Source organism: Candidatus Flexifilum breve (genome assembly GCF_016713355.1).
The window spans coordinates 247,479-273,100 of record NZ_JADJPI010000037.1 but is presented as its reverse complement, the minus strand read 5'-3'; the positions used below and the strand labels follow the sequence as shown (position 1 = coordinate 273,100).

Genomic DNA, 25,622 nt, shown 5'->3' with positions numbered 1-25,622 from the left:
ATGATCGCAACTTCCGGCAGCCAGCAGCGCGTCCTCAACCTCCTGATCTTTCTCGTCCTGTGTGTGGGCGTGTTCATCGCGGTCGCTCCCCTGCTCTACATGACCTCGACAGCGCTCGGCGGCGTCGCCTATGTGCAGACGTATCCGCCGCGCCTCATTCCCGAAACCGTCAGCTTCGAAAACTTCGAGCAGGCGTTTGCCAGCCGCAACTTCCTGCGCGCCTTCTTCAACAGCGCGGGCGTGTCCATCGCGACCTCGTTCCTCGTCACGACCCTAGCCTCGACCATGGCCTACAGCTTCGCGCGCTTTGAATTTCGCTTCAAGAACGTCATTTTCGGCGTGCTGCTGGTGATGATCATGATCCCCGGCGTGGTGCTGCTCATCCCGCAGTTCATACTGGCGAAGAACTTCGGCCTGCTCAACAGCCTGCCGGGGATCGCGCTGGTCTACAGCGCGGGGCCGCTCGCCTTCAACACCTTCCTGCTGCGCGGCTTCTTCGAGAACCTCCCGCGCGAACTGGAAGAATCGGCCATCATCGACGGCGCGAGTCCGTTCACCGTGTTCTGGCGCGTGATGCTGCCGCTGGCCGCGCCCGCCATCAGCACCGTTGCCGTGTTCAGCTTCCTCGGCGCGTGGGATGAATATCTGCTCGCGCTCAACTTTTTGACCGACGAAAGCCTGCGCACGCTGCCCATCGCCATCGCCAATTTCCGCGGCCAGCACGCCTCCAACTGGGGTCTGGTGTTTGCCGGGTCGCTCACGGCCGTCATCCCGACCGTGATCCTGTTCGTCGTCTTCCAGCGCTACTTCATTCAAGGCATCACCAGCGGAGGCGTACGCGGTTAACCTGATGCACGTGTTTCACCGTTTGTTCGTCATCTTGTTCCTGATCCTGTTCCAAGGGGGCGCTGTGTCCGCCGTCGATTCAACTGTACAAATTCTGCCCAATAAAAGCTATTACCATCCCGGCGATACCGTGCAGCTCACGGTGAGCGCCAGCGCGGGCAGCACCGTCCGCGCCCGGGTGACCTACCTGAATACGTTCGTGACCGAACTCAGCGCGCCGCTCACGGACGGCCAAGCCGGGCTCACATGGACGCCGCCCGCCGAAGCGCCGCGTGGCTACGGCGTGACCGTCGATGTGCTGGACGCGAGCGGCACGGTGCTGGCGACGCAGTCGTCGGCCTTCGATGTGCTCAACCACTGGATCGAAGCGCCGCGCTATGGCTTCCTGACCGATTTCAGCCCGGCGCACCGCACTATCGCGCCCACGCTCGACTGGATGCTGCGCCACCACATCAACGGCGCGCAGTTCTACGACTGGCAGTATCGCTGGGAAGACCTCATCCCCCCGGATGATCGCTTTGACGATGGCCTGGGGCGCGATCAGTCGATGGCCACCGTGCGCAACCTGATCGATTTGCTGCATACGGGCGATATCGCCGCCATGCCCTACACCGCCATCTACGGCGCGTCGTGGGCGTTCTTCCAGCAGCATCAGGACTGGGGCATGTTCGACGCCCGCGGTAATGTGCACACCCTCGGCGAAAACTTCATCGCCATCATGGATGCGACGCCCGGTTCACCGTGGAACGTGCATCTACTGGCAGAATTCGCCGATGTCCTCGACAACACCACCTTCGACGGCATTCACATCGACCAGTACGGCGCGCCCAAAACGGGCTTCGACACGCTTGGCAACCCGATTGATATGGCGGACGTCATGCCCGCTTTCATCAACCAGACCGCCGAACTCGTGCAGGATCGGCGCGGCGCTGCCGGCGTCACGCTGTTCAACAGCGTGGGCAACTGGCCAATTGACGCCGTCGCCCCGGCGCAGCAGGACGCCTCGTACATCGAAGTCTGGCCGCCCTACGATGACTACCTCGACCTCAACCGAATCATCACCAACGCGCAGACGCTCGGCAATCAAAAACCCGTCATCCTCGCCGCGTACATCCCGCCGGAGCGCGTGATCAACTGGCGTTTGGCCAACAGCGTGATCCTCGCCAGCGGCGCGTATCATCTGGAAACCGGCGAACCGGGCGCGATGCTGCAAGACCCGTATTTCCCGCGCTTTGGCGACATTGCCGAAGCCGATCAGCCGCAGTTCCTGCGCTACTACGATTTCATCGTGCGCTACGAAAACGTGCTCTCCGTGGGGACGACCGCGGCCAGCGCGGAGCGCCACAGCGCGATCAGCCTGGGCGACGTGCGGATGCGCGGCATTCGGTCGCGCGACCGCGTCGTCCCCATTGTGCGGGCGGGCGCCGATTTCGAGACGTTCAGCCTCCTCAACTTCCTCGATATCGAGGGGGCAGACTGGAATGCGCCGACCACGGTCGGGCCAACGCCGCTCACTGACCAAGCGGTCAGCCTCACGGTCGAGCGTCCGGTTACGGCGGTGTGGTACGCCTCACCCGATACCGCCGAAAATATGAGCGCGAATTCTCTTCCATTTAGCGTCGAAGCGGGTACACTACAGTTCATCCTTCCCCGTCTCGACTATTGGAGCATGATCGTCGTGGAATATGAACATGGCAGTTAAGTCGCCCGGCCTCACGCCGCTGCATGAGCACAGCCTCAAGGTGATTCTGGACAATCAGAACGAGGGTGGAGGCTATCTCGCTTGCCCGGTAATGCCGGACTACCAGTTCTCGTGGTTTCGCGATGGCGCGTTCATCGCCTACGCGCTCACGGTGGACGGCACGCTGAACCCGATCCCCCACGCCGTCGGACGCAACGCCCAGTGGGACAGCGCCGACAGGTTTCACCGCTGGTGCGCGCGCATGATCAACAGCCGCGCCGCCGCTATCGAACGCACGATTGCCCGCGCCGCAAACGGTGAGCCGCTCGTGCTGGCCGACACGCTGAACGCCCGCTATCAACTGCACGGCGACCCGGGGCCAGATGACTGGCCGGAGTTTCAACTCGACGGCCCGGCGATCTGGCTGTGGTCGCTGACCAAATACGTCGATGTGTGCCGCGTCCGGCCGCTGCCGCTGGAATGGGAGCAGGCGGTCGAGCTGACCGCGCGCTATCTGGCCGCGATCTGGCAGTCGCCGTGTAATGATTGCTGGGAAGAACGTGGCACCGAAGTGCACGTCAGCACATTAGCCGCCATTTTCGCTGGGTTGAACGCGGCGGAATATCTCGTCCCCCGGTTGAACTTCAGCGCCGTGAAAGACGCCATTCAGAAATTCATCTTCGCGCAGGGCATCACGCCGGGCTACGAACTCGCGAAAGCGGTCGGGCTGGACATGGTCGACGCCAATCTGCTGCTGGCGGCGCTCCCCGACTTCGGGCTGCTCAAACCGGATGATCCCCTCATGCAGCGCACCATCGCCCGCATTGAGCGCGATCTGCTGGCGCAGGGTCACGGCGTGCACCGGCACCGCGCGGATACCTACTACGGCGGCGGCGCATGGGTGCTGCTCGGGCTGTGGCTGGCGTGGTACTACACGCAGATCGGCCAGCCGAAACGCGCTCAGGAGATTCTCGGCTGGGCCGAGGCGCACGCCGACTCCGACGGCAACCTGCCGGAACAGGTCAACGATGTGATGTTCGCGCCCGATTTCTACGAACCGTGGGTGCAGAAGCGCGGCGAAATCGCACAGCCGCTGCTGTGGACCCATGCCAAGTATCTGCTGGTGCGCAACGCGCTGGCGACGTGATTCTCTCTCCTCAATTTCGAATAGCACTCCTAACCTACCCGTGAGAGTTGTCTCACGGGTGGGTTTGTTTTCTGTTCAAGCTGAGGTTACGCACGGATCGTTTCTGCTTGTGCTGGCACTGCTGGAGGGTAGAATCGCCGAATATGCTTCGCGCGCAGAAAGGCAGAATGGATGACTACTCCCCCGGAGACGACCGTCGCAGCGTCTTTATCCAGAATTATCAAAGTCAGCGAACGCCTTGGGACACCGGAATTACCCCGCCGGAAATCGTTCAGATTCTCCACGAACTGCCGCCCGGGCGCGCGCTCGACATAGGGTGTGGGACGGGAACCAACGTGCGCTATCTACTAGAGCATGGGTGGGAAGCGGACGGTCTTGATTTCGTGCCGCAGGCTGTCGAGACCGCGCGCTTGAAACTGGTCGCATTTCCGCCGACACGCTGCTCGATCAATGCGACCAACTGCGCGCCCCGTATCAACTCGTAATCGACATCGGCTGTGGGCACAGCTTCAGGCAGGCACAGGCGGCGAAGTATGCGCGGGATGTGGCAGACCAGCTCACGCCGGGTGGCACATTGATGTTGTACGCCCACGTCCACACGCCAGCGCGCAACTCGGGTTGGCAACCAGAGGAGGTGCGCGACTTGTTTGAACCCTATTTTTCGCTCATCTGGCAGCAGGTCAACACGGATTCGACGGTTGGCACCCTGGCGGGTTGGTACAGAATGACACGAAAGCCTTGAAGCTGAGACCTGAGCCAAACGGTGTTATGTAACGTCAGTTAGGGATAAAACAGCCGAGTGGCGATGATTTTGCGTGACTGCCCTGTGTATCCGGCCCCGCCCCGAATTCGGGGCGGGGAGACAGATAAGTGCGTCTGTGTAGGGACGAGGCATACCTCGTCCTGAGCGGATTGGCGGGTGATCACAATACGGGCGCAGATGCGGATGGATTGACAAGCAGCTTATCCGTAACTTGTATTTTGAAAGCAGAGGGTGCAAGCTCTCTTTCAAAGTCAGTGGCACAGGGTGAGTTTCCATCCCTAAGCAAGCTGTGAGCTTGGACGTCAGATTAAACCCCCTGGGCCAAGATAGGCGTAGAGGTCGTACGGTATCGAAAGTCGCCTACTTTTGAGGCTGAACTTGGATGGACAAGTTTGACCACAACCCCTATCGATGAAAAGGATCGCCATCATGGTCAATGTCTTGGGAATTGATGTTGCCAAAGCCAAGCTCGATGTCGTCTTGTGCAACGAGGCTCAACAGGAACATAGCGGTGTTTTCCCCAACACTGCCAAAGGGTTTGAGCAACTCCAGATCTGGTTGAGCAAACGGAGCCCGGGAGCGTTACACGCTTGTTTGGAAGCCACCGGTCAGTATAGTGATGCCATCGCCGAGTTTTTGCATCAGGCGGGCTACACGGTGAGTGTCGTCAATCCTGCACGCATCAAAGCGTTTGCTGCCAGCCGACTCAGCCGACAAAAGACCGACCAAACAGATGCTCGCCTCATTGCCCTGTTCTGTCAATCGCAACATCCGGAGGCTTGGACACCCCCGCTACCGGAACAGCGGGCCTTGCAAGCGATGGTACGTCACCTGCATGACCTCAAAGCGATGCGTCAGCAAGAACATAATCGCTTGGCTTCCGGGGTTTCCGCTGAAGCCGTCGTGCAGGCTTTGCAACAACATGTCGCCTTTCTCGACCAGCAGATTGCGGACCTCCAGCGTCAAATCCGGGATCATCTTGACCAGCATCCTCGGCGAAACAGCAGCGCGATCTCCTCGACTCTATCCCGGGCTTAGGCGACACAACTATTGCCACACTGCTGGCTGAAGTTCCCGATATTCGCGCGTTTGACTCCGCTGCTCAGTTCGCTGCTTATGCGGGCGTCACCCCACGTCATCACCGCTCGGGTTCGTCCGTCCGAGGACGCACCCGCATTTCGAAGTGTGGCAATGCCCCCTTCGGGCTGCCCTCTATTTCCCGGCGATGGTTGCTTTACGCCATAATCCCATTGTTCGTGCCTTTGGCGAACGCCTTCGCACTCACGGACTGGCTCCGAAAGCGGTGGTCGTCGCCGCGATCCGTAAGCTGCTGCATTTGGTCTACGGTGTGCTTAAGTCCCGTCGTCCCTTTGATCCCGCTTTCGCTTCACAAATCGTTCGTGCTTGACTTTTTAGACGGTATCTGACGTTATGTAATCAACCTCGGCTGCCACTCAACGGGCAGCCGATCTTTCCCTGACCGTCAGGCTTTCCCTCAACTGCGGGCTTTACTGTCCGACAACCGGCGCATCCCGCAAGCTGATATTGACGACTCCGCTGACATAGCGTCCGCCGCGCGCGTCGCCGGGGACAACCAGACGAATCGGCCCCGACCCACCGGCGATCGGTGCGCCATTCTCTGCATAGGCCACTAAAATCGGTTGATTCCCAAATTCGGGGTCAATTTCGCCCCAGGCGATCACGGCCTGATAGCCGTCGGCTGCTGTCACAACGATGAAGGTGCTGAGGCGATCATTGCGCACATCCGCGTTCAGGTTCGGCTGCGCCGCGCTGATAATCTGCCACAGGGGCACACCCGTGAACGAGGTCGAAACCGTGTCGGTGCGCTCAAATAGGTGACGTCAACGGTCTGCGTCGAAAAACTGCTGGTGAGGTCAGCCACCGTCAGGGTGATAGGGTTCAAGACCTGACCATCTACCGTGAAGGCCGTATTACCCTCCGGCAGGGTCACAGCATAGGGCACTTCGGGGATGCGGACGGAGATGAAATTCCAGTTGACCAGAATGTCCTGTCCCGCATCGGACAGCACATAATCAACAAAGGCTTGTGCCAGCTCGGGGTTGGCGGCGTCGTTGGTGACGGCAATCGGGTAAGTCGCAATCGTGTTCAGATAATCCGGGATGGGGATGGCGATCACCTGTTCGCTGATGTCCGGCGTCACATCCGAGATGTAGACGATACCCGCATCCGCTTCGCCCAGCGCCACTTTAGCCGCCACCTGACGCACATTATCTTCTTCCGAAACTACGTTGGCCAGCACAGCCGTACTGTACACTTCGCCGTAAGCAGGATCGGCGGCGAGACGCTGGAGCATCGTGTCAGTGTAGGTGCGGACGGGAACATCCGGCGCGGCAATGACCAACTGCACTCCCTCATTGGCCAGATCGCGCAGTGTCGCAATGCCCGCCGGGTTATCGGCGGGCACAATGAGAACCAGCCGATTTTTGACGAACGTGCGGGGCGATCCGGCGATCCGCTCGGCATCGCGCGCCACTGTCATCTGGGTGTTATTAGCGCTGGCAAACACGTCAGCAGGCGCGCCTTCAGCGAGCTGCGTGGCGAGGGTCGATGAACCGCCAAAGCTAAACAGCACCTCGACACCGGGGTGAGCGGCCTCAAAGCTGGGGGCGATTTCTTCAAAGGCATCGGTGAGCGACGCCGCAGCAAAGACAGTGAGGGTTTGCGCCTGTTGAGCGCTCACGGCAAAGGTTCCGACCAACAAGGCAATCAAGACGAGAACGAACACGGTTTTCTTCATGAGACGATCTCCTTAGGTCTGCGTGGACTGCAAAACCAACTCGCAGCGGTCGATCCAAGTGAGGACGGCCCCAAGTTGGGTGATCACCATCTCGGCGGCTAAATAGCCCATACTTTGTGGATTATTGCCCTGCGCGCTTTGTAACCGGGCATACTCTGCCTGACAGACGGCACGCTGTCGCGCAATAATCGGCGCTGTCGGAAGCTTCAGGAGTTGAGCGATATACAATCGGCTCAAAAACTCGACTCGAACGCAGCGAATACTGGCCGAGGGAGCGACCGTGCTCAACCACTCGTCGAGCACGCGCCATCCTGCCTCAGTCAGGGAGTATTCGATGCGCGGCGGCGCACTTTCTGACCACTGTTCGACTCCACTGATCCACGCCTGCCGTTCCAGTCGTTTCAAAACGGCGTAGAGCTGACTGGTGCTGAGCTTCCAGACCTTGCCTAACCGCGCCGGATCTTGAAAGGTCTCAAGGAGCTGATACCCATGTTGTCCTTGTGCCGCGAGCAGTCCCAAAATTGTTTCATCAGGTGTCAATGCATTCATGTCTGTATTCCATCATGGAATAGATCCTATTCTAACTTGGAATAGGCCACTGTGCAAATTGTGAAGGCTGGATGAGCGACCGTCCAGAAAGCCCATCGCTTCGGCGAACGGAGGGGTACGACGCACTGAGCGGGTGAGATGCTATATTGAGCGTGGTACCTCCGCAGCGCTCAACAAACGTCGCAGCGCTCGAATAGCGAGGATTAGGAAGGAAAACGGCGCTGGAAATCAGCGCTGGTGCGCGAAACATGCCTTGACCTGCTTATTGTTCTCGATCAGCAGCACCACCTACATCCTTACCGAGTAGCTTAACTATTACGATTGCGGTCGCCCGCATCAGGGAATCGAACAACGCCTCCCGATCCCGCTGCTGAATATAAACCCTCAAGGGCAAATCCAAGGGCGCGACATTTTGCATGGTCTCATCCACGATTATCCCCGTGTCGCCTAGCTTACCCGTGCGGATACGGTTTTCGCACCCCACACCATGTTGCTGCTGCTCCACTGAACTTACGGCAGTGCCTCAGCCCGGGCCTTTGCGGACGTCTATTCCATACTCGGCGAACGCCTTGAAGTCCTGCATGTGCTGTTGCGACTGCTTGCGGAAAGTGCCAGGCATCAGGAGTCCCACTAACCGCATCAGCAAGCCGCTAAACCGGTATTCGTTCTCGCTCACCCAGAGCGTCGTATCCGGACCGACTTCGGTCAGCCGCTCGCGCGCGACATTCCACATGCCCTCGGTGACGATCTCGCGCTCGAAGCGAACAGTGCTCCCTTTTGGGATACTTCCTAGGTCTACCGGTTCTCGGCGTGTGATGGTTTCGGTGGCTTCAAACTTTTGCTGCCCCATCTCCATCACGACCCGCGACTTGGTACCGACTTGACCGTGTACCCCACTCAGCGGCTCATGCAGCACCACGCCCCGCAGCCACTTTGGTATGTGTGCCGGATCGGCGAGCAACTGTGCCACTCTCTCAAGCGGCAGCGCGATCTCGATCGATACAGTGTACTTCATGGCGGTTCCCTCCATATTCAAAAGTGCACGACACACAGGCTATTAGAAAATTTGTTCTGTGTCAAGAAGTGGAAGAAAATCGTGACTGAACAAACCAACAACACCTCAATCCGTATCCTCAAGATCGGCATACCCCGCATCGTTGCCGAGGCCAGCCTGTCCCACCTGAAACCCGAAAAACTTCGGGAGACGACCAAAATCACCTACTCGAAATATAAACCGGTGAGGCATGGGAGATGTGCAACAAAAACGCCGGGGATGTTTCTCCCGACGTTTACCCCGAACAAGGTTCGAGTCCAATCTAACTTGCTCTGTAACTTGGACTCGAACGATTGATACCAGCGGAAAGAACATAAGAAGAAGTTGATCGAGAATTAAGGCTTGAGCCGGAGAACGTCTCTATTTCCCGAACTCGAACCCTGCCCTGCCTCAGCACAACAAAAAAAGCGACCGTGTATGGTCGCTTTTTCGTGTGTTGTGGGCCCTATAGGACTCGAACCTATGACCTCACGGATGTGAACCGTGCGCTCTAACCAACTGAGCCAAGAGCCCGTCACGCCGCGCGTTTGAAGCTACGGTCAACGTGATGTAAAGTATAGCCTGCCTCGTCCACGTTGACAAGGCTCTGTTTTAGAGAGAGACGAGGGTGTAAGTGCGACTTTTGCGCTACCGATTCTCCGCCCTGCTGCGCGCGCTGATGTGGCGCCGGCAGCTTTCCCCGTTGATCACCGCCATGTCGTTGATGACGAGCTGTACGCTCAGCGCGCAGCCTCCCCCGCCCACAGCGACCACGCCGCCGACCGCCGCGCCCATCCCCACGCTCGACACAAGCGGTTGGGAAGTGCTCGCGAATGGGCTGGAACGGCGCTTGATCACCGTGACCGCCAACACTTTTTCGACCCAACTGCTCGTGCTGCGCATCGATCCGGCGCTCTATACGTTGCGCGCGCACTATCGCCCCGGCGAACCGCTCACGCTCGGCACGTGGCGGGAAGTGCTGCCCGGCGCGGTCGCATTCGTCAACGCCAACTTCTTTGATACGGCGCAGCAGGCGCTCGGGCTCGTCGTGAGCGATGGCGTCGCCTATGGGCAAAGCTTCACCGACCGCGGCGGCATGCTGCAAGTGGAGAACGGCGTTCCGCGCGTCCGGTCGATTCTGCAAGAGCCCTACTACGGCGAAGCGCTGGAACAGGCGGTGCAGGGTTTCCCGGTGCTGGTCGCCAACGGGCAGACTTCATTCACCAATACGCAAGGGGATCGGGCGTCGCGGCGGACGATTGTCGCGCAAGACGCTAACGGACGCATTCTCCTGCTGACGACACCCTCGCTGTTCGGGATGCGGCTGGTCGATCTCAGCGCCGGGCTACCCGCGACCGATCTGAATCTCGTCACGGCGGTAAATTTGGACGGCGGTGGTTCAACCATGATGTGGATCGGCGGGAACGCCGCGTATCAGCTTTACTCGTTCGATCCGGTACCAGCGGTATTAGCGGTCTATCCGCGTTAAAATCATCCGGCATAAGGGGCTGCGCTGCGGCGCGGCCTGACACTTTGATTATTGGGAAAACATCATGGCTAATCCAAAGACTTATCTTCGCCCGACTACGCTCGATCAAGCCTCTGAACTGGCGCAGAAACCGGGCAGTTTGCTGCTGGCGGGCGGCGCGCTGGCGCTCGGCACACTTGACCTGCCCTACGCCACCGTGATCGATTTGCAGGCGATCCCGGAACTCAACCGCCTGGACATGGATGAAGGCGGCGTGACGCTCGGGTCAGCGGTCAAGCTGGAGCAGCTGCTCGGTTGGGAAGAACTGCCGGACGTATTCCGGCGCGCACTCACCCGGGCAATCCCCGCCAACATTCGCACCAATCTATCCATCCTCGAAAGCCTGCGCGAGCGCCAGCACCCTATGCTGCGTGAATGGCTGGCGGCCATCACCGCGCACGATATCGGCATCGAATGGCTGAAAGAGGGCCAGCTTGATTGGGAGAGCATCGCCGGGCTGCTCGTTCACGCCGACGAATTCGATCAATTGTTCATCACCTCGATTGACATCCCCGCCGTGCCGCAACGTCAGGCGTTAGGCGCGGCCTTCGTCGCCCGCACGCCCGCTGATGTGCCGATTGTCAACGCGGCGGTGTACGTGTATTTGAACGAGGAAAACACGGTCGAATCGATGTTCGGGGCGCTGTGCGGCGCCACCGCTGATCCGGTGCTGGGGTTCACGCTTGAAACGTTGATCGGAAGCCCGCTCGACGCGGCTAACATCGCCAGCGCGGTCAAGGCCGTCGCGGCACTAGTCGATCCGGTCGGGGATTACCTCGGCAGCGCGGAGTATCGCCGCGAGATGGCGCGGGTGTGCGTTGAGCGGGCGCTCACCGAATGCTTGGAACAGCTCAGCGCGTAACCAGTTCAGCGCGCGCGGAAGTAAACGAGATAGCGCCCCTTGGTGATCACAAAGTCGACCGGGGGCGCGAAATCAGCGGTTTGCCCGTACGCGCACTCGGGATCGGTCTCGAAGCAGATGAGAATATCGGCATCGAGCGCCCGAAGCGCCGCACCGGGCGTCATGTCATGGTAGATGGCGTAGCGATGCAGCCCTTCCCAATCGACGAAGTCACGATCCTGCTGGAGGGTGAACCAGAATAACTCATCGCCGACGACAGTTGTCCCCGTCGGCATTCGCCATGTCAGCAGATCGGCTTCCGCGATGACGCGCGAATTCGGGTCATCGCCCTGTGCATTGGCCATATCGAAGATCGGCGGCGCAGCGAGGGCGGGCAGAACGACGAAGACGGCGATCACCAGTGCCAACCGGGAGCCCACAGCGCGGGCAAACGCATAGGCGACAAACGGCGCGAACAGGGCAAAATAGCCGTAGGTCGTGTTGATGAACAAGGGCAGCAGCAGCAGCGCCGCGAGCAGCAGCGCGACGAGCGCCCGTTCGCCGCGCCACAGCAGCAGCGCGAACGCGATCACGATGGCAAGCAATTCGACTGGCGCCAGCGCCAAACTGAAGCTGACAATATACTGCCCAATCAGTTCGAGCGATGAGGGAGAGAAGCGGAGACCGTTGAGACCCTGATAGTAGGCGGTGAACTCCCGATAATGGCGCAGGCTTTCCCCAATATCTGGCAGAAAGTGTCCCGCGCCGTACAAAGCAACGCCAACCGCGCACGCCAGCGCATAGACGAAGACGTACTGCCACTGACGGCGATAACACAGCGCGATCAGCAGCAGGCCGAGCAGCACGCCGAAACCGAAGGCCGCCGTCGGCACTGCTTCCAGCCCAATCCACAAAGACACCCCCATCACGGCGGCCGGCCACACACGTTTGCGCTGCAAGAAAGCAAGTAAGCCGTACAAAACGCATGAGGTATACACCGCCAGTAGTATGTCGGGGCGCATATTGTGCGCAGCGCGTGTGAAAGCGCTCAACGCCAGCATACAGGCGACGCCAACCAGCATGCGCCCGCGCATGCCCGCCCGCCACAACGCCGCCCCCGTGATCACCACGCTGAGCAAGCCTAGAAACAGCGGCACCACCCGCAAATTGATAAGCGAGGCATCGGTGAAGCGCATCCACAGCCCCATCAGGGCGTAGTAGCCGGGCATCACCGGGTCCGGGTCGCCAAATACGGATGCCGGGAAGTTGACGGCTAACCGACCGGTTCTGGCAAAGTGGGTCGCGGCGCTGCCGAACCACGGTTCATCCGGTAGATCGAGCGGCATGAACTCGCCGAGACTGGACACGTGCATGACGACCAACGCGACTGCGATCAACCCGGCCACCAGCGTTGCATAACCGAGCAAACGCGCGCTCGGCGCAGCGCCGGGCGTAGTGGTCACCATGACCGCCGCCAACGCGCACAGCGCGACTGCATGCACGGTCACGACCCACAGGCTGACGGGAAAGGTCATGAGGCGCGCATGCTGATCGAGATAGGTAATCGAGCCCATCACGAGAAAGGCGATCACACCAGCGGCGACGAGGACGAGCGCCGTCCCGGTGCCATCCGCCAGTTCACGGCGGATGCGGGGCTCCAGCAGCACGAAACCCACAGCCAACGCGGAAAGCAGCAGGTAACCTGTGAAAAGTGTCGATGAATTGATGTGGTAGTAACGAGTCAGCCACTCGGCGTCGAGTGTTTGCCGTGTGGCGAGTATGCCCCACGCCAGCAGCGTGAGCAGCAGCGCGGTCAGAGCAAAAGGGCGGGTACGGAGGCTGTGTATCATGCCGCCTATTCTAATCGGTGCACGGCGAAGATTTCAACCAGCGGCGTGAGCGCGGTATACTAAGAGGGTCACTGGTGTACACAGGTACTACCGGGCTTCAGTCTCACGGTGAAAGTCATATTTGCGTGAAGGAGATCGAGAGTGAGGACATTCACGGCGTATATTGAATATGATGCTGAGTCCGAAACCTATGTTGGCTTGTTTCCTGGCATTCCCGGCGCGCATACATATGCCGATACACTGGACGAACTCCAGGAGAATCTGAAAGAGGTTCTCGAATTGTGCTTGGAAGAATTCGATGGTGATCCTGATGATCTGCCCAAGTTTATCGGAATCCAGCAAGTCGCCGTTAATCTATGAGCAAACTGACCATCATCAATGCCAAGACGATGGAAAAGCTGCTGGCCAAATTGGGTTTCAAAGCAGTTCGTCAAAAAGGGAGTCACATCTTCTATCGACACGCTGATGGCAGGACGACCACAGTTCCCCACCACAAATCCAAAGACCTGGCACGTCCGCTAATTCGTAAAATTCTCAGCGATATTAATTTGACGGCTGAACAATATCAAGAAGAGCTCGATAACCTTTAGGAACTTGTTATGCAAATCACTGTTACCCTCAACAACGAAAAACGCACGTTCGAGGTGCAGCCGCATGAACGCCTGCTGCGCGTGCTGCGCCGCTACGGCTGCTACAGCGTCAAGTTTGGCGACGAGCACGGCCTAACGGGCGCGGACACGGTGCTGCTCGACGGCGTGCCCGTCAATTCCGGCAATCTGCTCGCCATGCAAGCCGATGGTCATGTGATCCTCACGCTGGAAGGCATCGGCACCTCGCGCAACCTGCATCAGCTCCAAGAGGCGTTCATCGAAACCGGGGCGATCCAGTCCGGCTACAACACCCCCGCGCAGATTCTGTGCGCCTATGCTCTGCTACAGCAAAACCCCAACCCGACTGAAGCCGAAGTCCGCGAAGCGCTCTCCGGTGTGCTCGACCGCGAAACGGGTTACGTCAAACCGGTGCAGGCGATTCTGCGGGCGGCGGCGGTGCTGCGCGGCGAAGACGTGCCGCCCTACGAACCGCTCCAGCGGGCCATCCCCGCGCCGCCGGAATTATTCGGTTCGCCGTTCGACGACTCATGGTTCGGCGGGGGCGATGGCGGCGGCGATGTGCAGACGCGCACCAAAGCCGCGATCATCGTGTCGCCGCCGGAAGTCGAAGCGCTCAAGACCGTCGGCAAGAGCGAACCAAAAGTCGACGCGGTCAAGCTGGCGGCGGGGAAACCCGTCTACACGGACGACATCGAACTGCCGGGAATGCTGCATGCCGCGCTGCTGACCTCGCCGCATGCCCACGCCCGGATCAAGCACATTGATACGCGCGCGGCCAAGGCGCTGCCCGGCGTGCATGCCGTGCTGACGTATCAGGATGTGCCGCGGGTGTACTATGCCTCCGGCGGCCAAACCTACCCCAACCCCAAGCCGTATGATCAGGTGAGCCTCGACAACAAGGTGCGCCATGTTGGCGATCGCGTGGCGGTGGTCGCCGCCGAAACGCCGGAGATCGCCCGCGAAGCGCTCAAGCTGATCGAAGTTGAGTATGAAGTGCTGCCCGCCGTGTTCGACCCGCTGGAGGCGATGGCCGACGGCGCACCGATCATCCACGACGATCCGAACGTCGACGGTATCTACGACGCGACACATAACATCGTGCACCGCATCCATGCTGATGTGGGCGACCCCGATGCGCAGTGGGCGCAGGCCGCGCGCATCTTCGAGGGCGAGTACAAAGTCCATCAGGTACAGCAGGCGAGCATCGAACCCCATGTCACGGTGACGTGGTGGGACGAAGACGACCGGATGACCATCCGCACGAGCACGCAGGTCCCCTTCCATGTGCGCCGTATGGTCGCCCCGTTGATTGGCTTGCCCGTCAAGAAAATCCGCGTGATCAAGCCGCGCATCGGCGGCGGCTTCGGCGGCAAGCAGGAAATGCTCATCGAAGATTTGTGCGCGCACCTCACCATCGCGACCGGTCGCCCCGTCCGCTTTGAGTACACGCGCGAACAGGAATTCACCAGCGCGCGTTCGCGTCACCCGCAGATTTTGCGCTTCAAGACGGGCGTCAACGCCGACGGGCGCATCGTCGCGGCGGAACTGCACATCATCGCCAACACGGGCGCGTACGGCACGCACGGCCTGACCGTGCAGATGGTCAGCGGCTTCCGCGGGCTGTCGACGTACAACGCGCCGTACAGCAAGTTCACCTGCGACGTGGTCTACACGAATATTCCCACTCCCGGCGCATATCGCGGCTATGGCGCGCCGCAGGCGCTGTTCGCGCTCGAAGTCCACATCGAAGAGATCGCGGTTGCTTTGGGGCTGGATGTGGTCGAGTTCAAGCGGCGTAACGCCATCAAACAGGGCGACCCGCTGGTGATGGCGGTCGCGCTCGGCGAAGGGCGCGAAGGCATGCCGCAAGTCGTGACCACCTGCGCGCTGCCGGAATGCATCGACATCGGCACGCGCGCGATGAACTGGTATAAGAAGCGCGGCATTGAGCGCACTGTCCCCGGCAAACCGCATCTCAAGCAGGGGATCGGCATGGCGCTGGCCATGCACGGCACGGGGATCGCCGGGTTGGACATGGGCGCGGCCTCGATCAAGATGAACGACGACGGCTCGTTCAACCTGCTGTTCGGCGCAACCGACCTCGGCACGGGCGCGGACACCGTCCTCGCGCAGATCGCCGCCGAAACGCTCGGCGTGCCGCTCAACGACATCATCGTCTACGCCTCCGACACCGACTTCACACCGTTTGACACGGGCGCGTATGCCTCCAGCACGACTTATATCAGCGGCGGCGCGGTGCTCAAGGCGTCGGAAGAAGTGCGCGCGCAAATCCTCGACCACGTCGCCAAGCACATGCTCAACTGCTCGCCCGACGACCTCGAACTCGAAGATCGCAAGGTCGTGCATCGCGATGGGCGCTCCGTGACGATGGAACAGGTCGGCCTGCACAGCCTGCATCAAGCCGACCAGAAGCAGATCATGGCGACCGCCAGCCACATGAGCGAGCTCAGCCCGCCGCCGTTCGCCGCGCAGTTCGCCGAAGTCACGGTCGATACGCAGACCGGGCAGGTCACGGTAGATCGCCTGCTTATGGCGGTCGACTGCGGCATCGCCATCAACCCGATCACCGCCGCTGGGCAGGTCGAAGGCGGCATGGTGCAGGCACTCGGCTACGCCCACTGCGAGGAAATGGTCTACGACGAAGACGGCAAGTCGCTGGCGAACGATTTCGCGCACTATCACATCTACCGTGCGACCGAGATGCCGCAGCTTGAGGTGATCTTCGTGGAAACTTACGAGCCTTCCGGCCCATATGGCGCGAAAGCCGTCGCGGAAATCCCGAAGGACGGCGTCGCCCCGGCGGTGTCGTCGGCGATCTACGATGCCATCGGCGTGCACCTGCGCGAAATCCCGTTCACGCCAGAAAAAGTGTGGCGGTCGATTTACCAGTAACAGTAAAGTCTGCTATTTAGTAGCCAAAACAGCCACTACCGCCGGATCTCGTTTCTCTTTACGCTGGAAGCATTCAACTGGGAGGCGAGATCATGGCGGAACTAGCGAACTACCACCACTTTGACGGAATGCCGTGGGCGACTGGCTACCTTGTCAATGCCCTGGCCTATCAAGGCGTGACCGCTCCACACACCGGAAAACCGTATACCGAAGCGATCTGCTCATGGGCATCAACGGCGGACTGTGCGCGGGCTACTTCTCGTTTGAGTACACGGGTGAACTCCCGCATCTGCATTTTCTGACGCGCTATCTCTTCGACGAAGAACCGGGCAAGGTCTTCGAACGCCTCGCTATTCCCATGCGTATGCAGCAGACGACCGACAGCACGAAAGCCGCAGCCAACGTGATCAATGCGCTAGCGCAGGGTAAGCCCGCCATCGTCTGGGGGGATGTGCTCAGCCTGCCGTACAACTCATTTGCACCGGGTGCTGGTTATTGGCTCATCATGCCGGTACTGGTCTATGGGTACGACCCCGTTGGCGAGGTCAAAATCGCCGATCGGGCGCGCGTCGGGTTGACGGCCAGCGCCGCAGATCTCTCAGTGGCCCGCGCCAAAATCGGCAAGGTCAAGAATCGCATGATGACCATTGGCGCGCCCAACCCCGACAAACTGACCGACGCGGTCCGCAGCGGAATTCAGGCCTGCATCGACATCATGCTGCACGAGCCGCCCGTCGGTCACAAAAGCAGCTTCGGGCTGGACGCCTATCAAAAATGGGCAAAACTGTTGGAAAGCAGAACCAAGGACAGTTGGGCAGTGCGCTTTGCGCCGGGCGCGCGGATGTACGCCGGGCTGACATCCAGCTATCGTTACATTCAGGTCTGGTTCACCGGGGGCCGCGGCGCGCGGCACATCTACGCTGATTTTCTCGATGAGGCAGCCGTCATTCTTGAGAGCCCGGCACTGCAGGAGGTCGCCCAGCATTTTCGCACGGCGGCAGTCGCCTGGGACGGGCTCACGGCGGCGCTCCTACCCGATGCCGTGCCGCTGTTCCGTGAGACGCGCGAACACATGGAACGTAGCTATCACCTGTTTCTCGATCAAGGCAACGCCTCTGTTGATGAGCGGCGCGCCCTTCACCAGCGGTTGAAAGTCTTGGAAACAACCGCGGCAAAGGACTTCCCGCTCAGCGCGACAGAAGCCGTGGCCATGCGCCAGAACCTGAGAGAACACGTTTTGCACGTTCACGACGTGGAGAAAATTGCGTTGTCCGCACTGATGGAAGCGATGGCATAATAGAAAGATAGATTCATCGTCAACCAGTAGGAAAACGTGATGTGGCTGGTGCGTTTGGGCGTTCGGCTCCTCGTCCCTGTGCTCCTCGGCTTTTGTCTCCTGATCGGCGCGGCGGTGCTGGTCGGCGGTGGCGTGCCGACATTTCCCTCGGCGGAAACGGCCGTCGGGAAAAATCCGTGCGCGCTGCCGTGTGTGTATGGCATCACCCCCGGCGCGACTGACCGCCTAACCGCCTTCAGCACCGTCGATCAGATCGCGCTCAACCGCAGCTTTCTCACCATGACGCGCACCTCGTTCACCCTGCCCGACTCGGTGCTGGGGCTGCTCACCTTCGATCAACAGGCCGAACAAGCGACCGTCAGTTCCGTCGGGCTGTGGGGCATGTCGACGCGGCTCGGTTCGGTCGAAATCGGCGAATTCAGCGACCTGCTGGAACGCGGGTGGCGACCGGAGCGGGTGTTCCTCACCTGCGACTTTTCGTCCATCATTCAAATGTTCATCATCATGGACGAGGGACGCGTGCTAACCCGCATCCCGCTAGCAAACATCGGGATTGACGCGCCCGTGCTCTCATTCACCATGTACGGCGGGCGCGGCGGCGCGGATCAGTTCATGGATGCAAATGTCGAGTGCCTGACGGAAACGCAGTGGATCGGCTTTGCTGCCCCGTGGCGGTATTCACAGGCAGCAAGGATAAGCGGAGCAAATTTTGCCGCAAGATCGCATGCAGCAGCGGTCTTGCTGCTAGTAGTAAATGCAGGACAGAGCAAGTTGCTGCAAGTGGCGAGCGCACCGACATGGTGATCGCAATTGTCATCACTGTTTTGCGCTCTTGGTCACCGATAACAACGACTTCCCCGGTGAAAGAGTATCCGCCAAGCAAATAAATAAACGCTAGACCTAAACTGAGTATCAACGCGATAATCAGTCATCGCAAAGCTCATCCCATGGATTTCATACAATTCGCCTGATGATAAGCGACCAGGCTGCGTTAACCGGTGCCGATGGCCGCGCATGGATAGAGTGCCAAGAACGACAAGTCGGATGTGATACCCCAATCTGAACTCCGCAAAAACGACGACCCATGTCACCAAAAACAACAGCATCACCGCGAGTGTAAGCCGCAGGAACCCAGATGCAGCGGCATTATCTCGTTTATAGAGTCGGGGTAGTGCCGCGACTAACTTCACGATCTTCTCAGCGTTGTCGAGATTTTGAGGATCATCGGTCTTTCCATCTGACCAGCAGTAAGGCCCGTATATCAGAATCCGTGATTCCATCACGCTGCCGCCTCGAATAATTCTGATAGTCGCGGAATAGCAATGCATCGAAAATTGATTTCGCGGCTCCACCAAAAGACGCTAGAGCAACGATTGGCTTGTTGAGGGAATAGGCTGAAAACCCGATTGATGCGGTTCCTTCACCACCGCCGATCAGCAGAATTACATCCGATATTTGGACATCCGGAATCATCGACGCACTGCGCGGCAGCCCCGAGGAACTTATCCTCGATCTCAAGATTTTCCAGCTTGCGCAGTTCTGCCAGCGAGTCAAGTTCCGGGGTTGTATTGACTGGCTCAACTTCATTAGGGGAATAGAAAACTACTTTATGCTTCTTTCCATCTTTCAGTGGTTCTTCGTTTGCCCCCTCCATGACATACGCTGCCACAGCGCGGCGCTCTAGCAGGTTCTCCCATTGAGGCACACCAACAACAATTGTCATCCCCTTTCGCGCAAGCAGACGGCCAAGAGTTTTGCATGCGGCAGCATAGCGAGCTATTCGTTTCGCGTAATCCTGTTTCTGCTGCTCACTCCAACTATCTTCCGGCTTTTCGATCGATCCTTTCACCAACACGCGCAATTTAGCCATTAGTAGCTATATCCTTACTACAGCGGCGCTAGTACTTCATATTATAGCACCACGCATAGTAGAACAGCCGTAACCATAATTTTGGCCTGCAAGAGCGTAAGGACAATCACTTGGGAAAAATGCTGTTATTACGCCAACTCGTAACTGGGGGAAGGCTCCCCTGGCGGCTAAACGCGCGGCGTACTGGCGCTTGTAGTATTCGAGGTATTCACCCGTCTTGATCTTGCGCCACCACCATTCATTCTGGCGGTACCAGTCGACGGTGAGCTGAATCCCCGTGTCGAACGAGTGCGCCCGCTGCCAACCGAGCGCCCGTAGCTTGTCGCAGTTCATCGCATAACGGCGATCATGCCCTTCGCGGTCAGGCACATGCTTGAGCAGCGACTCCGGCTTGCCGAGCAGCGCGAGCATGGCCTTCGCCACCTCGATGTTGTAGCGATTGTCTTCCCCGGCGATGTTGTAGGCTTCACCCGCGACGCCCTTGTGCAGCGCCGTGTCGATCCCCGTGACATGATCTTCCACATACAGCCAATCGCGCACCTGCAGCCCGTCGCCGTAGAGCGGCAGGTTTTTATCGTCAATCGCCTCGGTGATGAAGAACGGGAGCAGCTTTTCCGGGTACTGGTAGGGGCCGAAGGTGTTGCTGCCGCGCGTCACGACCGTGTTCATGCCATGCGTGACATGATACGAACGCACCATGAGTTCGCCGCCCGCCTTGCTCGCCGCATACGGGCTGTTCGGCGCAAACGGATCGGTTTCCACCGAGTAGCCTTCGTGCACATCGCCGTAGACCTCGTCCGTCGAGACATGCAGGAAGCGATCCACGCCGTGCTTCTTGGCTTCGTCGAGCAGAATATACACGCCGACCACATCGGTGTGGATGAAGGCGTCGGCGTCGAGGATGCTGCGGTCGACGTGGCTTTCGGCGGCGAAGTTCACCACCGTGTCGATGTCATGCGCCTGAAACACGCGCGTGATCGCCGTACGGTCGGCAATATCGCCGCGCTCGAAGCGGTAATTCGGCTCATCGCTGATCGGCAGCAGATTGTCGACATTGCCCGCGTACGTCAGCTTATCCAACACGATGATGTTGTAATTTGGATAGCGCGCCGTCATGTAGCGGGCGAACGCGCTGCCAATGAAGCCTGCGCCCCCGGTGACGAGAATATTCTTCATCCTTAGCTCGCCCCCTCTTCTTTCTTAGCTTCAGCAGGCTTCTCCGCCGCTGGTTCGGCGGGCTTTTCGGCTGCCGGAGCCGGCTTCGGCTTGAGCACAAAGCGCTCGAATGCCTCGGCGACGCCATCCTGATCATTGCTGGCGACGACGTGCTTGGCCGCTTCTTTCGTCTTGGCGTCGGCATTGTCCATCGCCACGCCGATCCCGGCGAACTGAAGCATTTCGATGTCGTTTTCCGCATCGCCGATCGCCATGACCTGATCCGCCGCAATCTTGTAGTGCTTGCACAGCACCTTGAGCGCGTTGCCCTTCGACCCGCCCGGCGGCAGGATTTCGAGATGTTCGGGGACGCCCGCCTGCATCAAGCGCGCAGAGCCGCCGAGCGAGGCATTCAACTGCCAGCGCAGGCTCTTGATGCCGACCGGGTCGCCAAAGGCGATCACCTTGTTGATCGGCGTGTTGATGAGCACGTTTTGCAGTGCGCCGACGATTTCCGGCGGGTTTTCGTGATAGGTGGAGAACGATTCTTCGATCACCTTGCTGCGCGTTTTGGTGAGCATGCGCGAACCGCTGTAGGCGACGAGCGTAAACCCGCGATCTTCCGCAAAGGTGATCACCTGCCGCGCGACGCCCGGATCGAGCGTCTGCGAATGGATCGTCTTGCCGTCTGCGTCCAGCGCGATCAAGCCCTGATTGAAAATCCCCGGCGATTCGATGCCCAGCTTCTTGAGGTGATTGATCACGGCGTTACGCGTCTTGCCGGTGGCAAATACGACCATCACCCCCTGCGCAATCGCTTCGCGCAGCGCCGCTTCGACGCGTGGGGTCATTTCGTGCTGACTGTTGAGCAGCGTGCCATCGACATCAATGGCGACGAGCTTGATCTCTTTTCTATCCAATGCCATGTTTGTTGTCCTAGATAATCCAAACGTTGCTGTGATCGCCAATATTGAGCGTAAGCGCCTTGGGCAGATCATCCTTCTTCTGCACTGTGGCGTTCCGCCCGATCAAGCTGCCGTGCAAACGCACGCCGAGATCACAGATGTTGCAGTGTTCGAGGATAATGCTGCGCTCGATCTCGCAGTTGCTCACCCGCGTATGATGATGAATGCTCGTATACGGTCCGACATAGCTGTTTTCGATGACGCAGTCTTCGCCGATGATCGTCGGGCCGTGAATCGTGCTGTTGCTGATCTTCGCGCCGCGTTCCACGATCACGCGCCGATCCAACTGCGAGTTCTCGATCACTGCGTCCGGCGCGACGCCCGGCGTGAGTTCTTCGAGCACAAGCGCGTTCGCGTCGATCATGTCGATGCGCTTGCCCGTGTCAATCCACCAGCCCTGATGCACATGCGGCACGACCGTATAGCCGTGCTGGATGAGCCACTGGATCGCATCGGTGATCTCATATTCGTTGCGCCCGGACGGCGGAATGCTGTTGACCGCCTCGAAAATGTGCTTGTCGAACATGTAAATGCCGACCAGCGCCAGGTTGCTCGGGGGGTTCTTCGGCTTTTCGATCAACTGCTCAATCGTGCCATCGGCGCGCAGTTTGGCCACGCCAAACGATGACGGGTCGTCCACCGCTTTCAGCACGATCTGGCTGTTCCACTGGTCAAGGTGGTTGGTGAAATCCGCGATCAGCTTCGCGATCCCCCCCTGTATGACGTTATCGCCGAGAAACATGACGAACGGTTCATCACCGAGATAATCCTGCGAGATCATGACGGCGTGCGCCAACCCACGCGGTTCGTCCTGCGGGATATAAGTGATCTTGACACCCCAGGTTGAGCCATCGCCGACCGCCGCTTTGATCTCCTCGCCCGTCTGCCCGATCACGATGCCGATTTCGGTCACACCCGCGTCGCGGATTGTTTCGATCACCCGGAAGAGCACAGGTTTGTTGGCGACAGGCATCAACTGCTTCGCCCGGGTGTAGGTCAGCGGGTACAACCGCGTCCCCTTGCCGCCGCTCAGGATCAATCCCTTCATCATTCATTTCCTTGGCTGTCGCGTCTGCAAGCACGGCGACATGTCTAGATCGATGTATTGGTGTAGGGACGAGACATGTCTCGTCCTCTCTTAATTCCCGCAAAAACGGACGAGGCATGCCTCGTCCCTACAAGGTAATTGTTAGGCCCGTCCGGCAATCAGGCTGATCAAGGCGACCACGCCAAAGGCCACGAACAGCCAGAACCACCAGGTGCGGAACACGTTCCCACCGCCGAGCAAGGGCGGCATGGCCTGCTTGGTCGGCTGGCTCTGGGGAAGCTGCTTCCACTCGTCGACTGCTTTGGGATCGGGTGGGAGTTCCGGCATCGTGGCTCTCCGAACGCTCTAGTAACCGGACACGTTCTCACGCGGGGCATTCGTCAGCGCCACGCCCAACAACCGGACGTGCACGCGCTCCAACGTCTGCTTCGCGCGCGCCGCTTGATCACGCCGGGTCACGCCGACGCGCATCGCCAGCACCACGCCATCGACCTTCGCGCCGAGCAGCGCCGCGTCCGCCGCGACGAGAATCGGCGGCGCATCGAACAGGATGTAGTGTGCCCGCGCGCGCAGCACGCCGATGACTTCGGACATTTTCGCGCTGCTCAACACATCCGACGGCACAGGCGGCAGTTTGCCGCTCGGGAGCACGCTCAAATTCGGGATGTCGGTTGCGACGAGCGGCGGCGACGACATGGCAGTATCCTGCAAAATCATGTCCGTCAGGCCGCGCTCATTGGCGATGCCCCACAGCTCGTGCTGCGCGGGGCGGCGCAAATCCGCATCCACGATGATGGTCTTGTTGCCCGCCTGCGCAAACGTCACGGCGAGGTTCGCCAGCACGACGCTCTTATCTTCGCTCTGCGCCGACGAAGTGACGAGCAGCGTTTCGAGCGGCCGTTCAACGCTGGCGAACATTAGGTTCGTGCGCAGCGAACGGTACGCCTCTGCCGCGGCAGACCGCGGGTCAGTCAGGGTGATCAGGGTTGCTTTCGCCAAGTCAGTTTACTCCGGGATGGTGGATAAGACAGGCAAGCCGAGCGAGCGTTCGATATCATCGCGGCGGCGCACAATGGCACTTTCGAGATATTCCAGCACGAATACGATCACCGCGCCGAGCCCAAAGCCGATCAGCCCGCCCGCCGCCGTATTGATCGGGACGTTGGGACGCAGCAGACCATACTGCGGGCGATCCACCAGCAGCGCCGTGATGCGATCCGACTGCTGCACGGTCTGGTTTTCCCGGTTGCGGTACTGCACGAGCAAACTGCCCCATTCATAGGCGATATCGTTGGCCATATCGCCATCCGGCAGGTCGATATCGATCTGCATCGTGAAGCGGTTGCTGTCGGCGGTGAAAGTCGCCGCGCCCAGCAGATCGCCGGGGGTCATGTCGAGGTCAAGGGAGTCAATCACCTGCTGCGCGCGGTCGGTACTGCTCAAATACACGCGGTAGGACTGCATCAAACGGATCAGGGCTTCGGTCAGGCCGAGGTCGGTCCGCGCCGGCTGAATCAACACCAGTTGGGTCGAACGGTAGACGGGCGTCTGCTGGCGGCTGATAAGGTACGCGCTGGCCGCGGTGAGGATGGCCAGCAGGATCATGATCCAGCCTCGACGGAGAAGAATGCGCCCATAATCGATCAAGTTCATAGAGTATCCTCGCAAACAAAAGCCGCCTAATTCTACCGCATTCGCCAAAATAGTGAACGTTTGCTTAAACCTGACTGAAATTCATGTCCTTCTTAAGTCACCGTTTTACTCTGTATTCGCTGTGACTAGGACTGAAGCTGTAATGGAATGGTGGTCAAATGGATAAGCTGCTGAGCGACATGAATCGCTTCCACAGACATGATGATGGTGATATGCTTACCGTAATGCACGACAAAATGCAATCACCCGAATTTATGCAAGCCTTTGAGTTAGGATTGCCGCCTGTGGATCACGACAAGATTGAAACGTCGATGGTCAAGATTCTGGAAGCGGTGGGCGAAGACCCCAGCCGCGAAGGGCTGCTCAAGACCCCCAACCGCGTCGCGCGCATGTACGAGGAACTCTTGGACGGCTACCGAACTGACCCGGCCAAACTGCTGAACGGCGCGCTCTTTGATGTCGACTACGACGATATGGTGATCGTCCGCGACATCGAATTCAACAGTCTGTGCGAACATCACATGCTGCCCTTCTATGGGGTGGTTCATGTCGCCTACATCCCGCGCGACAAAGTCGTCGGGCTGTCGAAGATTCCGCGCATCGTGGACATGTTCGCGCATCGCCTGCAGGTGCAGGAACGCATGACGCGGCAGATCGCCGATTTCATTCAGGAAGTGCTGGATCCGCAAGGCGTCGCGGTCGTCGCCGATGGCGTGCACATGTGCTCGATGATCCGCGGCGTCAAGAAGCACGAATCGAGCATGACCACCAGCGCCATGCTCGGCCACTTCCGCACCGATCACATCACGCGGGGCGAATTCATGGCGCATCTGGGACGCCCGACCGCGCACCGCTAACCCCCCCCCCCCGCTGGTATTCGTTCTCGATGGTTACGGTAGGGGCCGCAACGGTTTTGTTTGGCGGCGCGCGCCCCTACGTGCTTTGGTCGCCCCGGACGGCACAGCCTCCCCGCGCCCCTATTCATAAGTTAAACTGCAGCCAGTAGCCCACATCCACCTATGTGATAGAAAACCTGAATATTCCCTGCGTCTGCTGCTGGTCTTTACACATTATTTAGAGGCCGCAAGCACTT

General features: G+C 59.4%; 26 protein-coding genes and 1 tRNA gene. 14 read left to right on the top strand and 13 right to left on the bottom strand.

Features of this window, described 5'->3' with window-relative positions:
* The 6 genes from IPK17_RS32165 (at window position 1) to IPK17_RS32140 (ending at window position 5,864) form a co-directional block, all read left to right on the top strand.
* Complete coding sequence (locus IPK17_RS32165; protein ID WP_343421823.1) at window positions 1-846, top strand: carbohydrate ABC transporter permease; 846 nt, start codon at window positions 1-3, stop codon at window positions 844-846.
* A 4-nt stretch (window positions 847-850) separates the two neighbouring features.
* A complete protein-coding gene (locus tag IPK17_RS32160; RefSeq protein WP_343421822.1) occupies window positions 851-2,548 on the top strand; it encodes a glycoside hydrolase family 66 protein in 1,698 nt (565 codons plus the stop codon).
* On the top strand, window positions 2,538-3,674 hold the full coding sequence (locus IPK17_RS32155) for a glycoside hydrolase family 15 protein (RefSeq protein WP_343421821.1): 1,137 nt from the start codon (window positions 2,538-2,540) through the stop codon (window positions 3,672-3,674). The genes IPK17_RS32160 and IPK17_RS32155 overlap by 11 nt, the downstream gene beginning before the upstream one ends.
* Window positions 3,675-3,841: 167 nt before the next feature.
* Window positions 3,842-4,159 (top strand): class I SAM-dependent methyltransferase, encoded by a 318-nt coding sequence (locus IPK17_RS32150; protein ID WP_343421820.1) that lies wholly within the window; start codon window positions 3,842-3,844, stop codon window positions 4,157-4,159.
* Window positions 4,160-4,866: 707 nt separating this feature from the next.
* A complete protein-coding gene (locus IPK17_RS32145) occupies window positions 4,867-5,475 on the top strand; it encodes an IS110 family transposase (protein WP_343421819.1) in 609 nt (202 codons plus the stop codon).
* Complete coding sequence (locus tag IPK17_RS32140; protein WP_343422587.1) at window positions 5,463-5,864, top strand: transposase; 402 nt, start codon at window positions 5,463-5,465, stop codon at window positions 5,862-5,864. The genes IPK17_RS32145 and IPK17_RS32140 overlap by 13 nt, the downstream gene beginning before the upstream one ends.
* Window positions 5,865-5,945: 81 nt before the next feature.
* Here the strand turns inward: IPK17_RS32140 and IPK17_RS32135 are convergent, their stop codons facing one another.
* The 5 genes from IPK17_RS32135 to IPK17_RS32115 form a co-directional block, all read right to left on the bottom strand.
* A complete protein-coding gene (locus IPK17_RS32135) occupies window positions 5,946-6,251 on the bottom strand; it encodes a hypothetical protein (RefSeq protein WP_343421818.1) in 306 nt (101 codons plus the stop codon).
* Window positions 6,209-7,216, bottom strand: coding sequence for a molybdate ABC transporter substrate-binding protein (gene modA, locus IPK17_RS32130; RefSeq protein WP_343421817.1), 1,008 nt, complete (start codon window positions 7,214-7,216; stop codon window positions 6,209-6,211). The genes IPK17_RS32135 and modA overlap by 43 nt, the downstream gene beginning before the upstream one ends.
* A gap of 12 nt (window positions 7,217-7,228) precedes the next feature.
* Window positions 7,229-7,765, bottom strand: coding sequence for a PadR family transcriptional regulator (locus IPK17_RS32125; protein ID WP_343421816.1), 537 nt, complete (start codon window positions 7,763-7,765; stop codon window positions 7,229-7,231).
* 523 nt (window positions 7,766-8,288) lie between these two features.
* Window positions 8,289-8,780 (bottom strand): SRPBCC family protein, encoded by a 492-nt coding sequence (locus tag IPK17_RS32120; RefSeq protein ID WP_343421815.1) that lies wholly within the window; start codon window positions 8,778-8,780, stop codon window positions 8,289-8,291.
* Window positions 8,781-9,258: 478 nt separating this feature from the next.
* Window positions 9,259-9,332, bottom strand: a tRNA-Val gene (locus IPK17_RS32115).
* A gap of 109 nt (window positions 9,333-9,441) precedes the next feature.
* On the opposite strand from IPK17_RS32115, the gene IPK17_RS32110 reads away from it, so the two are divergent.
* Together IPK17_RS32110 and IPK17_RS32105 are read left to right on the top strand one after the other, a co-directional pair.
* On the top strand, window positions 9,442-10,287 hold the full coding sequence (locus IPK17_RS32110) for a phosphodiester glycosidase family protein (RefSeq protein ID WP_343421814.1): 846 nt from the start codon (window positions 9,442-9,444) through the stop codon (window positions 10,285-10,287).
* Between the two features lie 64 nt (window positions 10,288-10,351).
* Complete coding sequence (locus IPK17_RS32105; protein ID WP_343421813.1) at window positions 10,352-11,188, top strand: FAD binding domain-containing protein; 837 nt, start codon at window positions 10,352-10,354, stop codon at window positions 11,186-11,188.
* Window positions 11,189-11,193: 5 nt separating this feature from the next.
* Here IPK17_RS32105 and IPK17_RS32100 read toward each other — a convergent pair whose 3' ends face one another.
* A complete protein-coding gene (locus IPK17_RS32100) occupies window positions 11,194-13,017 on the bottom strand; it encodes an ArnT family glycosyltransferase (protein ID WP_343421812.1) in 1,824 nt (607 codons plus the stop codon).
* A gap of 141 nt (window positions 13,018-13,158) precedes the next feature.
* On the opposite strand from IPK17_RS32100, the gene IPK17_RS32095 reads away from it, so the two are divergent.
* The 5 genes from IPK17_RS32095 to IPK17_RS32075 all read left to right on the top strand — a co-directional run bounded on the left by IPK17_RS32095 (window position 13,159) and on the right by IPK17_RS32075 (window position 18,642).
* Window positions 13,159-13,377, top strand: coding sequence for a type II toxin-antitoxin system HicB family antitoxin (locus IPK17_RS32095; RefSeq protein ID WP_343421811.1), 219 nt, complete (start codon window positions 13,159-13,161; stop codon window positions 13,375-13,377).
* Complete coding sequence (locus IPK17_RS32090; RefSeq protein ID WP_343421810.1) at window positions 13,374-13,607, top strand: type II toxin-antitoxin system HicA family toxin; 234 nt, start codon at window positions 13,374-13,376, stop codon at window positions 13,605-13,607. Before IPK17_RS32095 ends, IPK17_RS32090 begins: the two co-directional genes overlap by 4 nt.
* Before the next feature lie 9 nt (window positions 13,608-13,616).
* Window positions 13,617-16,541, top strand: coding sequence for a molybdopterin-dependent oxidoreductase (locus IPK17_RS32085; protein ID WP_343421809.1), 2,925 nt, complete (start codon window positions 13,617-13,619; stop codon window positions 16,539-16,541).
* A gap of 133 nt (window positions 16,542-16,674) precedes the next feature.
* A complete protein-coding gene (locus tag IPK17_RS32080) occupies window positions 16,675-17,838 on the top strand; it encodes a BtrH N-terminal domain-containing protein (protein WP_343421808.1) in 1,164 nt (387 codons plus the stop codon).
* A gap of 39 nt (window positions 17,839-17,877) precedes the next feature.
* Window positions 17,878-18,642, top strand: a complete 765-nt coding sequence (locus IPK17_RS32075) for a hypothetical protein (RefSeq protein ID WP_343421807.1) — start codon at window positions 17,878-17,880, stop codon at window positions 18,640-18,642.
* A gap of 616 nt (window positions 18,643-19,258) precedes the next feature.
* Here IPK17_RS32075 and IPK17_RS32070 read toward each other — a convergent pair.
* The 7 genes from IPK17_RS32070 to IPK17_RS32040 all read right to left on the bottom strand — a co-directional run bounded on the left by IPK17_RS32070 (window position 19,259) and on the right by IPK17_RS32040 (window position 24,529).
* Entirely contained in the window at window positions 19,259-19,708 is a 450-nt protein-coding gene (locus IPK17_RS32070) for a hypothetical protein (RefSeq protein WP_343421806.1), read from the bottom strand.
* A gap of 36 nt (window positions 19,709-19,744) precedes the next feature.
* On the bottom strand, window positions 19,745-20,884 hold the full coding sequence (rfbB, locus tag IPK17_RS32065; RefSeq protein ID WP_343421805.1) for a dTDP-glucose 4,6-dehydratase: 1,140 nt from the start codon (window positions 20,882-20,884) through the stop codon (window positions 19,745-19,747).
* 2 nt (window positions 20,885-20,886) lie between these two features.
* Window positions 20,887-21,789, bottom strand: a complete 903-nt coding sequence (locus tag IPK17_RS32060) for an HAD family hydrolase (protein ID WP_343421804.1) — start codon at window positions 21,787-21,789, stop codon at window positions 20,887-20,889.
* Window positions 21,790-21,799: 10 nt separating this feature from the next.
* The gene (locus IPK17_RS32055) at window positions 21,800-22,876 is read right to left on the bottom strand and encodes a glucose-1-phosphate thymidylyltransferase (RefSeq protein WP_343422586.1); all 1,077 of its coding nucleotides are present in this window, start codon (window positions 22,874-22,876) and stop codon (window positions 21,800-21,802) included.
* A gap of 141 nt (window positions 22,877-23,017) precedes the next feature.
* Window positions 23,018-23,203 (bottom strand): hypothetical protein, encoded by a 186-nt coding sequence (locus IPK17_RS32050; protein WP_343421803.1) that lies wholly within the window; start codon window positions 23,201-23,203, stop codon window positions 23,018-23,020.
* Between the two features lie 18 nt (window positions 23,204-23,221).
* Window positions 23,222-23,875: a CpsD/CapB family tyrosine-protein kinase gene (locus IPK17_RS32045; protein ID WP_343421802.1), complete on the bottom strand. Its 654-nt coding sequence runs from the start codon at window positions 23,873-23,875 to the stop codon at window positions 23,222-23,224.
* 6 nt (window positions 23,876-23,881) lie between these two features.
* Entirely contained in the window at window positions 23,882-24,529 is a 648-nt protein-coding gene (locus tag IPK17_RS32040) for a YveK family protein (protein ID WP_343421801.1), read from the bottom strand.
* Window positions 24,530-24,687: 158 nt separating this feature from the next.
* On the opposite strand from IPK17_RS32040, the gene folE reads away from it, so the two are divergent.
* Entirely contained in the window at window positions 24,688-25,386 is a 699-nt protein-coding gene (gene folE, locus IPK17_RS32035; protein WP_502749540.1) for a GTP cyclohydrolase I FolE, read from the top strand.
* Window positions 25,387-25,622 lie beyond the last annotated feature (236 nt).

Excerpts from the sequence above, each read along its gene's own strand:
- IPK17_RS32105 (WP_343421813.1), top strand. The coding sequence starts at position 10,352 with ATGGCTAATCCAAAGACTTATCTTCGCCCGACTACGCTCGATCAAGCC.
- IPK17_RS32150 (WP_343421820.1), top strand. The coding sequence starts at position 3,842 with ATGGATGACTACTCCCCCGGAGACGACCGTCGCAGCGTCTTTATCCAG.
- IPK17_RS32155 (WP_343421821.1), top strand. The coding sequence starts at position 2,538 with ATGGCAGTTAAGTCGCCCGGCCTCACGCCGCTGCATGAGCACAGCCTC.
- IPK17_RS32050 (WP_343421803.1), bottom strand. The coding sequence starts at position 23,203 with ATGCCGGAACTCCCACCCGATCCCAAAGCAGTCGACGAGTGGAAGCAG.
- IPK17_RS32055 (WP_343422586.1), bottom strand. The coding sequence starts at position 22,876 with ATGAAGGGATTGATCCTGAGCGGCGGCAAGGGGACGCGGTTGTACCCG.
- IPK17_RS32165 (WP_343421823.1), top strand. The coding sequence starts at position 1 with ATGATCGCAACTTCCGGCAGCCAGCAGCGCGTCCTCAACCTCCTGATC.
- modA (WP_343421817.1), bottom strand. The coding sequence starts at position 7,216 with ATGAAGAAAACCGTGTTCGTTCTCGTCTTGATTGCCTTGTTGGTCGGA.
- IPK17_RS32145 (WP_343421819.1), top strand. The coding sequence starts at position 4,867 with ATGGTCAATGTCTTGGGAATTGATGTTGCCAAAGCCAAGCTCGATGTC.
- IPK17_RS32070 (WP_343421806.1), bottom strand. The coding sequence starts at position 19,708 with ATGGCTAAATTGCGCGTGTTGGTGAAAGGATCGATCGAAAAGCCGGAA.
- IPK17_RS32075 (WP_343421807.1), top strand. The coding sequence starts at position 17,878 with ATGTGGCTGGTGCGTTTGGGCGTTCGGCTCCTCGTCCCTGTGCTCCTC.
- IPK17_RS32100 (WP_343421812.1), bottom strand. The coding sequence starts at position 13,017 with ATGATACACAGCCTCCGTACCCGCCCTTTTGCTCTGACCGCGCTGCTG.
- rfbB (WP_343421805.1), bottom strand. The coding sequence starts at position 20,884 with ATGAAGAATATTCTCGTCACCGGGGGCGCAGGCTTCATTGGCAGCGCG.
- IPK17_RS32040 (WP_343421801.1), bottom strand. The coding sequence starts at position 24,529 with ATGAACTTGATCGATTATGGGCGCATTCTTCTCCGTCGAGGCTGGATC.
- IPK17_RS32120 (WP_343421815.1), bottom strand. The coding sequence starts at position 8,780 with ATGAAGTACACTGTATCGATCGAGATCGCGCTGCCGCTTGAGAGAGTG.
- IPK17_RS32090 (WP_343421810.1), top strand. The coding sequence starts at position 13,374 with ATGAGCAAACTGACCATCATCAATGCCAAGACGATGGAAAAGCTGCTG.
- IPK17_RS32160 (WP_343421822.1), top strand. The coding sequence starts at position 851 with ATGCACGTGTTTCACCGTTTGTTCGTCATCTTGTTCCTGATCCTGTTC.
- IPK17_RS32060 (WP_343421804.1), bottom strand. The coding sequence starts at position 21,789 with ATGGCATTGGATAGAAAAGAGATCAAGCTCGTCGCCATTGATGTCGAT.
- folE (WP_502749540.1), top strand. The coding sequence starts at position 24,688 with ATGGATAAGCTGCTGAGCGACATGAATCGCTTCCACAGACATGATGAT.
- IPK17_RS32085 (WP_343421809.1), top strand. The coding sequence starts at position 13,617 with ATGCAAATCACTGTTACCCTCAACAACGAAAAACGCACGTTCGAGGTG.
- IPK17_RS32125 (WP_343421816.1), bottom strand. The coding sequence starts at position 7,765 with ATGAATGCATTGACACCTGATGAAACAATTTTGGGACTGCTCGCGGCA.